The sequence below is a fragment of the Shewanella oncorhynchi genome (genome assembly GCF_012584455.1).
In the GTDB taxonomy this organism is placed as follows: Bacteria; Pseudomonadota; Gammaproteobacteria; order Enterobacterales; family Shewanellaceae; genus Shewanella; species Shewanella oncorhynchi.
On sequence record NZ_JABAEB010000003.1, the window covers coordinates 226248 to 239123 of the forward strand.

Sequence of the window (12876 nt, forward strand, 5' to 3'; positions counted from 1 at the left end):
ACCAAAAGCCTCTGCAACCGCAGGGGCTTTTTTGTATCTGCCGCAAGGCTATTGTTAGGAGCACACACATGAGTATGAAAACACAGGGCACCCAGCTCTATGCAATCGATCCGGCAGATGATTCCATTTTAGGCGTCATCGCGGTGACCAGTATTGATGGCATTGACAGCCCAGTTGATCCAATCGAAACCACCCCATTAGAAGCCATGGCCCGTGAGTTTGTGGCAGGTTTGAAATCACCTGGCGCGGCCACGTTTGGTATCAACATCGACCCACGAATTCCAAGCCACCTACGCCTGCACCAAATTAAAACCGCAGGTACAACCATTAAGTGGGCGATTGGTTTTAGTGATGCTGTTGGTACTCCGCCAACTGTCACCACTAAAGAATTCACCTTACCCACAACCCGTACTTGGATCACCTTCGAAGGTTTCATGACGGCCTATCCATTTACGTTTGCACAAAACGATGTGGTTAAGTCCACTATCGGCATTCAGGTATCAGGCGATCCGATTCTAGTGCCTGCCGCCGTAACGCCTTAATCATAGGCACGCCTGATTAACTTAAATTAAGCCCACTAAATCGTGGGCTTTTGCTCAACCGTCTTAACTTAATCCTAAAGGAAAAATCATGGAATTAAGTGTTGCTAGCCTTATTCAGTCTGGTTCCTATTCTCCCGCAAAGCCAGAACTCCGCGAAATTTCGTGGATCAACCAAAAGGGCGAAACCTGTACCGCAGCAGTATTCATCCGTAAAAAGTCATTCGCCACGGCCAACATAGAAGCCAATAACTACCACAGTGGTATTGATTCACTCACCTCGCGCATTGTGTCCAGTATTGTAGATGAAAGCGGTAAACCATTGTTTGAAATAGACGACATTCTAGGCAATGACGCCCATGGACCAATCTGCGACTCACTCGGTATGGCACTTATTGGTGCAATTAGCGAAGTGAACGGTTTAGGACTTAAACCTGACCCAAAAGCCTTACCGCCGACGACGAATTCTGGCACGAACTCGTCCTCGCAGGCGTTGGCGGACGAACCATCGAAGAAGCCCAGCAAAACCTCACGCACCGAGAAGTCATCAACTGGATCGCCTACCGAGCAAAGTTCGGCCCCTTAAGCCTTCAAGCACGGCAAGAACGCATTGCCGCAGCGCAAATGCACCACCTCAATATCATTCACGGCGGCAAGGCAGATCTTGAACACTTCATGTTGTTCAGCCAGTTGGATGAAGCGCCGCAGCAAGAAGCCACCGTTGACGATGTTCTTATGATGCTCAAAGCCAGCGCCATCAAAAAGTAATTCAAATTAGTAGCAATAAGGCCAAGGACGGCCAACCCAATACAGTAAAACCAAAGTCCTTAAACCAAGCAGGAATACCCATGGCAAATAAGTCACTCGGCACACTAACGCTAAACATGGTTGCCGAAACGGGCAGCTTTGTTGAAGGTATGAGTAAAGCTGAGCGTGCATCATTAAAGGCTGAAAATGCGACAGCCAGAATGGTGAAACAGATTGATCCGCTGATATCACAGCTATCTAGCATAGAAGTTCAGCAGCGCCGTCTTGCAGAGTTAAATGATAAGGGAATATTTAATGGTCGTGAGTTCGAGATCTTATCGGAACGCTTAGAACAAACTAAAAATGCCACGTATGAGGCAAACTCGGCTTTTGCAGATCAATACAAGCAGATCAACCGAGTCGTCAGCCAGCTAGACCCTGCAATCGCTAAATATGCCGAATTAGACAACATGCAAGCGCGGTTATCTGAAGGCGTAAAAGTGGGCGTTATCAGTGGAGAAGATTTCACAAAATATAATGCTCAGCTATCAACAATGCGTGAAGAGTATGACCGGGCATATACCGCATCAGGTCGGCTGCAATCTGCTCAGCAAAAAGAACAAGCTGAACTGCAAGGGCTATTGCGTCAGTTAGATCCAGTAACAGCAAAACTGGCAGAGTTAGAATCTCAAAATACTAAACTATCAGCGGCCTTCGCTGCAGGTAATATAGATAAGGGACAATACGATAGCGCAATAGTAAAACTTAACCAAATGCGCTCGGCCATTGATGGCACAACAGAAGCGCAAATGAAGGCTGAGGCGGCAACCAAGCAACAGCAGTCTGAACTGCAACGACTGCAGCAAAGACTTGATCCTGTCATCTTTGAAATTCGCGAGCTCGATAAAGCGCAAGAGTTATTAAGATCTAGCTCAGCCAAAGGCTTAATAAATTCATCTGAATATGACCTTTACTCTAAACGTTTAGCAAAAATGCGGAGTGAAGTTGGAAATACAAGCATTGAGTTTGATAAAAATGGTTTGTCAGCTAAGCAAATGTCATTCGCTTTGCGCGGTATCCCTGCTCAGTTTACCGATATCGCCGTATCGCTCCAAGGTGGTCAAAACCCATTAACAGTATTCTTGCAGCAAGGCGGTCAGCTAAAGGATATGTTTGGCGGTGTTGGCCCTGCAGCTAAAGCCATGGGCGGCTACATACTGGGATTAATTAACCCATTCACCATTGCAGCCTCTGCGGCTGGCGTAATGTCGCTGGCGTATTATCAAGGCAGTGTTGAGTCAGATAGGCTACGTAATGCATTAATACTGACGGGCAATTCTGCAGGTACCACTTCAAGCGAATTGATGGAATCCGCCAAGCGTATTGATGCCATTAGCGGCACTCAGCGCCAAGCAGCCGCAGCGCTCGCAGAAGTTGCTAATACAGGGAAATTCTTCGGTGACCAGATTGAGCTGGTAGGTCTTGCAGCAATAAAAATGGAAAATGTCACCGGCAAAGCCGTCGCCGATACGGTAGCCGAGTTTGCTAAACTTGCTGATGATCCAGTTAAAGCCGCCGAAGAACTCAACAAAAAATACAACTTCCTCACTGCATCTGTGTATGAGCAAATTGTGGCGCTTAAGGAAGCGGGTAAAAGCACCGAGGCATCAAACTTAGCATTTAAGGCTTATAGCGACGCTATTGGTGACCGTACTAGCGATATTACTTCCAACCTTGGTTATATCGAGCGCGGTTGGAAAGGTCTTAAAAGTGCTGCCGCAGAGGCTTGGGATGCCGCTGCAGGTGTTGGTCGCCCTGAAACGCTTAATGATAAGTTAGCCGAAAATGCACAAAAAATTCTTGAACTAGGTGCAATGGGCAAAGGTTCTGGTGGTGAAGCTGATCGCCGTGCTGCTCTAATGAAAGTCTTGCAAGATGAAAATAAACAAATCAGAGATCAAATTGATCTTGAATCTAAAAGAGCAAAGCAAGAGGCTGAACGCGCTAAGATCAATCAGCAATCAATCGAGGCCCAGCGTGCCATTGCCAAGGTGACCGATGAAACCCTTACCAATGAGCAAAAGCGCACCAAGGCAATAAAAGAATATAACGACAATATCGAAAAGGTGCGGAAGGGCGACGCTAATAGTGCTTTGCTGGATCCTGAAAAAATTAAACGTGATCTCGCCTCGATAGAGGAAAAGTTTAAAGACACCGCTAAAAAGACCAAAGCCTTTGCTGACGATGCAGCAACCACATACCTCATGCGTTTGCGCGAAACTCAAGCAGGCTTACAAAGTCAGCTAGAGTCAAATATCAAGCTTACTCAGTCGCAAAAAGAGTTAGTGCAGTTTGAGCAGCAAATCGCCGATATCAAAAACAAAGATGTACTTACCGTACAACAAAAAAGTTTGTTAGCGGAACAATCAGTGATCCGCGCTCAACTCGAAAAGAACGTTGCACTCGATGAAGAACTTAAAAAGCGTAATGAATTTATCCGACTGCAAAGCTACAGTGCCAATCTCACTGCCAACCTAGCCGCAGAACAACAGCGCAACGCCGATAAACTTGCCACCTTTGGCCTTGGTGACAAAGCACAACAACGCTTAGGTGATCGCCAAGGGATTGAGCGAGATATCGAGCGCGCTCAGGGTAAAGCGTTATCAGATAACCTCGCTGGCCGAACTACCGACGAAGAGTATCAGCAACAGCTTGCTATGTTGAAAGACAACCTCACCGCACGCTTGGCCGTTCAGGATGAATACTATTTAGCCCTCGATGCTAAGCAAGCCGATTGGACTAACGGTGCCCGTTCATCAATGCAAAACTACATTGATGCCGCAGCTGACATGGCAGGCCAAACCAAAACCCTCATGGATGGGGCTTTTGGTGGCATGACCGACGCGCTTACCGATTTTGTAATGACGGGTAAGGCTGACTTTGCCGGGCTCGCTAAATCCATCATTGCGGATATTGCCAAAATTGCCATGCAAAAAGCCATTGCAGGTATGGCGAGTAGTATTTTTGGTGGATTCTCTGAAGGTGTTGCTGTCGGTGATAGCGGATTCTCATCCGGCGGTTTTACTGGCTTTGGTGGGAAATACGAGCCTGCAGGTATTGTTCACAAAGGCGAGGTCGTTTGGTCGCAGCGTGATGTTGCAGCAGCTGGCGGCGTGGCCACAGTGGAAGCCATGCGCAAAGGCAATAAAGGCTACGCCAATGGCGGCATAGTTGGCGGCGCAGCCTATAACGGCGTGCCAGCCTCGGCAACGGCTGGCGCTGGCGTGGTGCATGTTGAGGTCAACATTGATCAAAGTGGCAATGCCACAACCAAAGCCGATACCCCTGCCTTAAGTCAGTTCGGCAGCGAGCTGGGTAAATTTGTCGAGCAAAAATATCGAGAGCTATTGGCGAAGGATTTACGCCCTAATGGTCAAATTGGCCGCACTATGGCTGGAGGTTATCGCTAATGACGCAGACATTCACTTGGGTACCCGATAATGGCGCTACTGGCGATACCCAATATCGCACCCGCACCGCACAGTTTGGCGATGGTTATAGTCAGGCAGTTGGCGATGGTATCAACAGTAAAGTTCAAAGCTGGCCACTAACGTTTACAAAAAATAAAGCCATGGCTGAAGCGATCACCGCATTCCTTGATGATCACCAAGGCTTTAAGGCTTTTGAGTGGACGCCACCCCTCGGTACCGCCTCACTGTGGAAAGTGACTCAGCAAACAAACACCCCGCTAGGTGGCGGCATGTACCGCATCACCGCTACTTTTGAACAATCATTTCATCCTTAACACTTCGCTATCGGACGTAAACACATGGCATTTGAAACTATCAGTCTTGGCACCCAGCCAGCAGGCACAGGTGGAGATACCGCCCGTACCGCTTTTGAAAAGGTTAACCGCAACTTTATAGCCGCCGATGTACTCGCCGCAGCCATGTCACAAGCGCAGTTTGAAGCAATACGGGCTCAAAACAATGAGCAATTCGCAGCAAGTGGATTTGTGCATTTTGGTCAGCAAGTAATAGCTAATGCAGTTAACGAAGGATTAACTACTAGCGTCACAGTACCCAATAATCTTTGGATGGGTATTCACGATGCTGCGTCAGGACGTGGTGGTAAATCTAAAACTAAAAATCCTTTATTAAATTTCGCTGGCGTTACTTTTTATATTGATAGGTTAGCTCAAACATATGAGTATTTAAATACCATTAAATTTCCTCAAGCTCCAGATGGCAAAACTGTTTATAACAAAACTACTGGTGTAGTAACGAATTATGCTACTGCGGCCCTCGCTTTTGCTGCTGCCGCTGCTGATACGGTTAATTTAGAAGTAGTTACTGACCGTGTGGATATGTGGGGTTTTGAAGCATTCTTAGAAGAAGTAAATACAACTAATCCGTATGTTTATCCAAATGGCTTGATTCAATCCCAAGCTACAACTATGGATGGCATTGCTACTTCGGCCAGTGCTCGCCCAGTAACTTATTATGCTGTGTTTGATGGTGATACTGGTTCAAAAGGCAAAGGTTTAAATTACTTTGTTTTGAGTGATGCTAATAAAAAGAAAGTATTATCTAATTCTAATAATAACTTATATTACTTAGATGATGGGAGATTAGTTCAATGGCGGTTGCGTCAAAGAACATTTGTAGGGCCTTTGAATGGTGACTGGAGTTATTATGATGTCAGTACTACTATGGGTAACCCACTTGGATTTTCTTCCACAACAGCAGGAGTAAGACCACAAGGAATATCCAATACTAAGGTTGATACTGTAAGAAATCAGTATTTTAGTAGTGTGCCTACTAATGCTGCAGTTTTACGTAATGATAGTTTAAATCTTACTGGGCTATATAGTGTAAGAAACCATTCAGACGCTAATGCTACAAACATAGAAGGTAAGTGTTACTTCCTTGTCTGTGGAACAGTCAATAGGCTGAACCAAGGAGCTTATCATCCTAGTTTTAACCCTAGTGGCACTGCTTCTTGGACCTCTGCCCAGCAACCATATTGGGCATGTACTTGGGATAATAAGGACACTAGAACAAAATTAAGTGGTGAGCCAACTAACACCGCCGGCTGCTTTACAGGTGCCCTTGGAACGTCAAATGGAGGTTTTGGTAATATAGGAACAAAATCTTATGATGGGTATAATCACCCGGATAAGCGTTTCTACGATGCTATTTATGCTGATGGCCAAGGCGGTGTGTGTCGAGATATGCGCTACTCTGCAAATGGGGTTGATTTAGTTGATTACGCTGAGGCTGACCAAAGAGTTAAGAATGGTACTTGTCGTGGGTTTGAAAATATAGGTACTATTAAAGCTTTTGTTAATAATAAATTAGTAAAAGGCCCTTCCAGTGGTACTGTTTTTAAAATAGCTAAAGCAGATATTACTGGTGACATGTCTTGGGTGACTTCTACATCTTATAATAATTTACAACCATGTAACGGAGCTCTAGTTGTTGATGGGGTTAGTCATATAGTTGAAAGTATTTCTAACGATATAGGTAATAGTTGGTGGTGGCTGTACTGTAGGTCTAATGGTGTTGCTACTACTGGAATGTCAGTTTATGGGTGTATAGGTCCGTATATAACATTATCAGTAGGTGGCTCGTTTCTCCAAACAGACGTAATTGGTGATCCTGCAAATATTCTAGCAACTCCACAATTAGTTAATGGGTGGTACGGAAGTTGGATTCCTGAAATTCCAGATGGAATTAAGGATAATTTCCCTCTCTCCAGAAAATATGTTGGTTCAGGGGCTGATATATTAAGGACTTTAACAATAAATAATGGAGTTAGTTTTAGCAGTGGGCTTATTACTCTAAGCTCGCCAGCACTTAGTCAAACTCAGTTTGATAATATGCCTGCTAATCAAATTACACTATACCAATATAAGGCATTTGCTAAGCAAACTGAGAATGCTGCTAATGCTGTGGTCTATGGGGGTAATTTAGGCGTTGGACAGGTATTTGCCACGAGTGACTCTTTCCTTCCTGCTCAGAATCGTGGAACTCTTCTAAAAGAGTCACTTACTGGTGGCACGAAAGGCATCGGTGCTGCATATACAAATGGGGCCGTGCAAGTTCTTAGTGTCAAACAGCTAACGATGAGTTCAGATAAACTGTTGAGTGGTCGTGCTGCCTATGACGTTAAACATGATGAAATAGTTATTGATGGTAATACTACAATTAATGGAGTAAAGGCCCTTAGCTATAACGTCAATCTAAATCAGCAAGCGTTTATACAGTATGCTTACACTGAGCTTAAGCACAATGGAACGAACTGGGGTGATGATGGCAAGGTGACAATTGTCGATAACCAATCCACTAAAACGGACTTAAACGGTAATACTGTTTTAGTGGGTACAGCTAAATTAAAAGAGCCCATCGGCTGGATTAAAAACAAGGTGTGACCATGAATTTAACGATGTTTTACGAACTCGATGATGCGGGTTCGCCTGTGCTCGATGAGCACAAACAGCCAATAATTCGCCATCGGCCAGAGTCAAAAACTCTGGCCGATGTGCTTTTGGTCACCCGCTTACATGCCGCCAACCTAGCAATGCACCATGTGATAGATACGTTTATCGAACTGTACGGTGTCACGCTGCAATGGGATTGGTTTACTCAGTATCAGTCATGGCTTGCACGTAAGGCAGATGCCGAGCTTAATGCGCCAGCGCTACCGATAGAAACCCAAGATCAACAAGCGATTGAACGTCCATTATTTGCTGAGCCTGAGCCTGTTCGTCCTGAACTTAAAACGATTGATCAATATCGCGCCGAAGTATTGATTGATGGTATCAGCATTGGTGAATACCTATTCCGCACCCAACGGTCCGCAGCGGTTAATTCAATTACTGTTGAAGTCGATGGACTGGTGTTTGATGGTGACGAACAATCACAGCGCAGAATGCTGGCTGCAATTCACGCTTCTGAAGATGCAGGAATTGAAAGCACTATTTGGCGCTTAGCAGATAACACCGAAGCAGCCGTCACTGTAGAGCAAATTCGCAAGGCGCATTCATTGGCGATTATCGAGCAAGGTAAACTCTGGACTAAAGGTGCCGCCGATGCTTAGTGCCGATATTCAAACCCTCGAACCGGGCAATGAGGTTATTCTCTATGAAATCGATGGTACCGCCTTTGGCGCCGATATCCTGCGCTTTCATGCCCAAAATATTCCTTACTCAGATGCGGACCTTAATCAACCAAATTTACCCGCGCGGATCATTCATTGGCAAGGCGAACAGTACAGCGCATGGCCAGCACAGTTAGAAGGGGTGGAAGTTAACTCCGATGGTTCACCCAGCACGCCAACACTAACTGTTGCCAACATCGATGGCAGTATCAGTGCCCTGTGCTTGTATTTTCAGAACATGGAACAAGCCAAGGTTACGATCCGCCGAACACTGGCTAAATACCTTGATGCGGCCAACTTTCCCAGTGGCAATAGCGAAGCGGATCCAACGCAAGAAGCGGTAGAGATTTGGTATGTTGATAAAAAGGTGAATGAGGATAATGTCGCCGTCACTTTTGAGCTCTCAAACCCTGCTGACTTGTCAGGCCAAAAAATCGGCCGACAAATGACTGCTTATTGCTCATGGTGTCAACGCGGTGAATATCGCGGCGCCGATTGTGGCTACACAGGTGAAGCCATGTTTACCGAAGATGACGAGCCGACTGATAACCCCGCACTAGATCAATGCTCGGGCACGATAGCAGGTTGCACTTTACGATTCGGCGAAAACGAAGAATTACCCCACGGTGGATTCCCAAGTGTAAGGCTGATAAGGTGATAAGTAACATCAGTAATAGTATTTACTGGTTAATTCGAATTGTTTTTAAGAATTATCTCGAAAGCATGTATTATTTCATCTAACTCAGCGTTGCTTGTTATCCTCTTAAGTTCTTCAATTAAATCTGAATTAATGTGAAAGTAATCAATCGGAACATTAAAGAAAATTGATGCTTTTGTTAGTACCTTTTTCGATGGCTCTTTTTTTCCATTTTCGATTAATGAAAGATACGATGTTGTTATATCAAGATTTGTTGCAGTTTCGGCTAAGGTGTATTGATTTTTTATTCTTAAACCTTTTAATTTGTAGCCTGGGTATGTATTGCTATCTGATTTCATATAATTTCCTAAAAATTTTAAAGGTTGAATTATAAAGCTTTAACCCTGCCTTGAAGTGTGGTGAACTAATGTTGACCACATAAGAGCGCAACATTTAAAGATACATGACTGTTCTCTAAAGTAGGTTAATGATTTGTTGAATTCAGACGCAAGTTTTTCTTTGGCTACGCTCTTTTTTGCCACCACAAGCTTAAACTTGGGCTTTGAATTTTGGACCGAATTATCACAATCTAGTAGCATTGTGTGCAGGCTTTCAGTTATAGCTATATTTACGCTATAAGCGTTATAGATAATTGCCATTTCACGATTTACTGTTGTCATAAATTCGTTCCGTTTTCAAAATTGATAACTTGTTGATTGTTTAACTTCAAAGAACAAATTTCCATCTCTTTCTTTGAACAAAAAAGTGACTGCTTCACTTTTTCGCAATACGGTCAATATTTAGATGATTGAGTTTTTCTCATTCATAATAAATACCCCATTAGAAAATACCTTTTGCATTATTATCATAGACAGTAGTTTATGTAGCTGTCACACCTACATTTTCTGAGTTAATTTAAAAAGTTAGTTAATAATACCAAATTGGCTGTTTCAGTTTTATCAGTGACTGTACCACTGCATTTTTGTTTTACACCTCCCAAATGACATCAATATCTTTAATGTCGGTTGAGGAGAGAGTGATCTGTATGCTTGCAAGGCATACACAGAAGGTTGTGCTGTACTAAGAATAAAATGTCATTAAAAGTTTAAATAACTTAAAAACTTCAATACAAAGTTGAAATACTTTGAGGTTGATATTTTTGACTTTCAGATATGATTCTAAAATCATTTTTACTTCAATCAATTTAGCTGTCATTTCTGAATCGTTATTCTTTTCGGATACTTCAATCAATCTCTCTAAAATTATTACAGCACGTTTGACTGCTTCAAAATCATCGTTAAATTTCATATTTACCTCTAAAATTTAGCGTGAAGCAGCCACATTGACTGTATGGTGTAAACAATCATGTCTAATCAACTTGGCTATACTAATTCGTTTAAAATATTAAATCAATGAAAATGTATAAAGTTTAACTATTTTGTTTTTGTTACTTTTAATCTATTGATAACTAGGGTTTTAATTTTATGAACTTAGCCATTGTCAAAGATTTTACTCAGCATGCGGCCAACTGCTACCCCAATGAATGCTGTGGACTGATCATCCTGCAAGGTAACAAGCCTTGTTATGTGCCATGCGATAACAAGGCAACCAACAAAGCCGATGAGTTTGTGATTGATCCACTGCAATATGCTGATATTGAGGAACAAGGGCAGATCATAGGTATCTGTCACAGCCACCCAGATGCGAGTAGCAAGCCTAGCCAGCGTGATATTGCCATGTGTGAAGCCAGTGGACTACCTTGGCATATTCTCAGTTGGCCTGATGGGGATTTACGCTCTATTGTGCCAACGGGTGAACGTCAACCTTTGTTAGGTCGTCCGTTTGTGCATGGGGTATGGGATTGCTATAGCTGTGTTCGCGACTGGTACCACGATGTTCAAAGCATTTTATTGCCAGACTTTGAGCGCCAAGACGGTTGGTGGGAAGGTGAGCAAGAGCTTTACCTCGATAACTTTGCTAAAGCGGGATTTGTGGCACAAACCAAGATCAATCTTGCCGATCTGCAAATTGGTGACGGCATTTTAATGCAAATTCAAAGTCAGCGAGTTAATCATGCCGCTGTTTATGTCGGCGAGGGTAAAATCCTGCACCACCTCTATGGTCGCCTTAGCCGCTACGATATTTACGGCGGGTACTGGCAGCGCAATACAAGGATGATTGTGCGTTATAAAGGTTAATTTCCTTGCCTGAAGTATCTATCGATGATTACAGTATGGGTAGATACGTCACAAGGACTCGAGATGGAAAACCTTATTGCAAATAACGCTAAATTTAATGAATGGCCTGCAAATTTTAACTTTGAAAACTGTTTGCTTAACCGCGGAGAATATGGCCAGTTTTTAGCGGACTATATTAGAGGTGAGCGCCGTGGTTTTGTGCTTAACCTTAATGGCAGTTGGGGTAGCGGTAAGACGGAGTTTCTAAAACGATTTTATTCACTCCTACTTAGCCAAAAGCATCCTGTGATTTATATCGATGCATGGGAAAGTGATTTCTCTAAAGATCCACTTACCGTTGCCGCAAGTGAGCTATTGACTCAGTTAGAATGCTTTAACAAAAAGCTGGGCTCTGTTGATAAGGTAGAAAAAGTCAAAGAAGTATTAGGTAACTTTATCAGAGGGACGTTGGTTGGTGCAGCGGCAATCGTGGCGAAGCACGCAATTGATGATGCAGGCACTGGTGTTGCCATCATGCAGCAGCTATTTACGCAAAGACCAGAAGATTTTCTTAATAAATTATCTGCAGAACACCAAGCCCAAGTTAGCGCTATCAATGAAATTAGAATAGCACTCGGGGAGTTAGCTCAAGTATTAGAGGATTGTTATGGTGCGGTATTACCTGTGGTCGTACTGGTTGATGAATTAGACCGCTGCCGCCCAAACTATGCCATTGAAATGTTGGAAGTAATTAAGCATTTCTTTAAAACGGATAATTTTGTGTTTGTAGTGGCGACTGATACAGATCAGTTGGTGCATTCGGTATCAGCTGTTTATGGTGCTAATTTTGATGCGGGACAGTATTTAAAGCGTTTTTTTGATCGCAAAGTAATCTTACCTAGCCCAGATCTTGCTAGTTACATCGCTGTGAAAGAAAAAAGAGATGTTGATGTTTACTCTAGGCTAACTATCTTCCCAATAAGACCTTATCAGGAACTTATTGACATGAAGATAAATATAATAGCCGTTTTAGCAGGCTATTATGATTTAAAAATAAGGGATATTGATCAATTACTTTATAAACTAGATTCGTGCTTACGTACTATGCAAGCAACTGGCGAGAGACAAGGCAAAGATCAGTTGATTTGCTTCCCAGCATTGGTTATCGGTTTAATTGAGTTTGATAAAGGCTTGGATAGCTTTAAATTGCGCTCTCAAACAAAACCTGATGATATTTCTCTTTACCGCAAGACAGAAGACGAAATTTTCGGTGGGATGACAATGACTGACTTCGTACATCATTGCATGATGAGCACGCAAGTTAAATCGACAACTAAAACTGGAAGCTTTGATCGTCGATATACTACCGTAGAGATCCAAGGTTTTTCAGACTTAAGCGATATGATAAATGATAGGGAATACACAAAACGTTCTAACTGGGCAAATGAAATGAGCGCAAATTTAAGTTTATTTGATCATGCTGCTGATGCAACGCAAAAATATTGGCTCTGGGATAACTACAAAAAAGTGATCGAGTTAGCGGGTAATATTGAGTAAAAATTTGCTCAAATGTCTGTATTAAAAAGCTAACTTAAATTTGATTGCCGCAGCAAAG

At 43.2% G+C, this 12876-nt stretch carries 12 protein-coding genes; 10 read left to right on the forward strand and 2 right to left on the reverse strand.

What is annotated here, in order from left to right; translation table 11 throughout:
- Positions 1-68: 68 nt before the first annotated feature.
- The 8 genes from HGO26_RS05660 to HGO26_RS05695 all read left to right on the forward strand — a co-directional run bounded on the left by HGO26_RS05660 (position 69) and on the right by HGO26_RS05695 (position 9105).
- Positions 69-542, forward strand: a complete 474-nt coding sequence (locus HGO26_RS05660; protein WP_168823852.1) for a phage tail tube protein — start codon at positions 69-71, stop codon at positions 540-542.
- 88 nt (positions 543-630) lie between these two features.
- Positions 631-1125 carry a phage tail assembly chaperone family protein, TAC gene (locus HGO26_RS05665; protein ID WP_168823855.1) on the forward strand — a complete coding sequence of 165 codons (495 nt, stop codon included), beginning with the start codon at positions 631-633 and terminating at the stop codon, positions 1123-1125.
- Between the two features lie 38 nt (positions 1126-1163).
- Positions 1164-1307: a hypothetical protein gene (locus HGO26_RS05670; protein WP_087486469.1), complete on the forward strand. Its 144-nt coding sequence runs from the start codon at positions 1164-1166 to the stop codon at positions 1305-1307.
- Between the two features lie 80 nt (positions 1308-1387).
- Positions 1388-4756 carry a phage tail tape measure protein gene (locus HGO26_RS05675; protein ID WP_168823857.1) on the forward strand — a complete coding sequence of 1123 codons (3369 nt, stop codon included), beginning with the start codon at positions 1388-1390 and terminating at the stop codon, positions 4754-4756.
- A complete protein-coding gene (locus tag HGO26_RS05680) occupies positions 4756-5091 on the forward strand; it encodes a phage tail protein (RefSeq protein WP_168823859.1) in 336 nt (111 codons plus the stop codon). The genes HGO26_RS05675 and HGO26_RS05680 overlap by 1 nt, the downstream gene beginning before the upstream one ends.
- A 24-nt stretch (positions 5092-5115) precedes the next feature.
- On the forward strand, positions 5116-7719 hold the full coding sequence (locus tag HGO26_RS05685; protein WP_168823861.1) for a hypothetical protein: 2604 nt from the start codon (positions 5116-5118) through the stop codon (positions 7717-7719).
- 2 nt (positions 7720-7721) lie between these two features.
- On the forward strand, positions 7722-8387 hold the full coding sequence (locus HGO26_RS05690; RefSeq protein WP_168823863.1) for a DUF4376 domain-containing protein: 666 nt from the start codon (positions 7722-7724) through the stop codon (positions 8385-8387).
- Positions 8380-9105 (forward strand): phage minor tail protein L, encoded by a 726-nt coding sequence (locus HGO26_RS05695; RefSeq protein ID WP_168824114.1) that lies wholly within the window; start codon positions 8380-8382, stop codon positions 9103-9105. Before HGO26_RS05690 ends, HGO26_RS05695 begins: the two co-directional genes overlap by 8 nt.
- 29 nt (positions 9106-9134) lie before the next feature.
- Here HGO26_RS05695 and HGO26_RS05700 read toward each other — a convergent pair whose 3' ends face one another.
- The gene (locus tag HGO26_RS05700) at positions 9135-9443 is read right to left on the reverse strand and encodes a helix-turn-helix domain-containing protein (protein WP_168823865.1); all 309 of its coding nucleotides are present in this window, start codon (positions 9441-9443) and stop codon (positions 9135-9137) included.
- A gap of 721 nt (positions 9444-10164) precedes the next feature.
- Positions 10165-10392, reverse strand: coding sequence for a hypothetical protein (locus tag HGO26_RS05705; RefSeq protein ID WP_168823867.1), 228 nt, complete (start codon positions 10390-10392; stop codon positions 10165-10167).
- 176 nt (positions 10393-10568) lie between these two features.
- Here HGO26_RS05705 and HGO26_RS05710 point away from each other — a divergent pair, with 176 nt between their 5' ends.
- Both HGO26_RS05710 and HGO26_RS05715 read left to right on the forward strand, forming a co-directional pair.
- Positions 10569-11282, forward strand: coding sequence for a C40 family peptidase (locus HGO26_RS05710; RefSeq protein WP_168823868.1), 714 nt, complete (start codon positions 10569-10571; stop codon positions 11280-11282).
- Positions 11283-11345: 63 nt separating this feature from the next.
- On the forward strand, positions 11346-12818 hold the full coding sequence (locus HGO26_RS05715; RefSeq protein WP_168823870.1) for a KAP family P-loop NTPase fold protein: 1473 nt from the start codon (positions 11346-11348) through the stop codon (positions 12816-12818).
- Positions 12819-12876 lie beyond the last annotated feature (58 nt).

Coding starts and splice junctions, on each gene's coding strand:
- HGO26_RS05660 (WP_168823852.1), top strand. CDS start 69: ATGAGTATGAAAACACAGGGCACCCAGCTCTATGCAATCGATCCGGCA.
- HGO26_RS05665 (WP_168823855.1), top strand. CDS start 631: ATGGAATTAAGTGTTGCTAGCCTTATTCAGTCTGGTTCCTATTCTCCC.
- HGO26_RS05670 (WP_087486469.1), top strand. CDS start 1,164: ATGCACCACCTCAATATCATTCACGGCGGCAAGGCAGATCTTGAACAC.
- HGO26_RS05675 (WP_168823857.1), top strand. CDS start 1,388: ATGGCAAATAAGTCACTCGGCACACTAACGCTAAACATGGTTGCCGAA.
- HGO26_RS05680 (WP_168823859.1), top strand. CDS start 4,756: ATGACGCAGACATTCACTTGGGTACCCGATAATGGCGCTACTGGCGAT.
- HGO26_RS05685 (WP_168823861.1), top strand. CDS start 5,116: ATGGCATTTGAAACTATCAGTCTTGGCACCCAGCCAGCAGGCACAGGT.
- HGO26_RS05690 (WP_168823863.1), top strand. CDS start 7,722: ATGAATTTAACGATGTTTTACGAACTCGATGATGCGGGTTCGCCTGTG.
- HGO26_RS05695 (WP_168824114.1), top strand. CDS start 8,380: ATGCTTAGTGCCGATATTCAAACCCTCGAACCGGGCAATGAGGTTATT.
- HGO26_RS05700 (WP_168823865.1), bottom strand. CDS start 9,443: ATGAAATCAGATAGCAATACATACCCAGGCTACAAATTAAAAGGTTTA.
- HGO26_RS05705 (WP_168823867.1), bottom strand. CDS start 10,392: ATGAAATTTAACGATGATTTTGAAGCAGTCAAACGTGCTGTAATAATT.
- HGO26_RS05710 (WP_168823868.1), top strand. CDS start 10,569: ATGAACTTAGCCATTGTCAAAGATTTTACTCAGCATGCGGCCAACTGC.
- HGO26_RS05715 (WP_168823870.1), top strand. CDS start 11,346: ATGGAAAACCTTATTGCAAATAACGCTAAATTTAATGAATGGCCTGCA.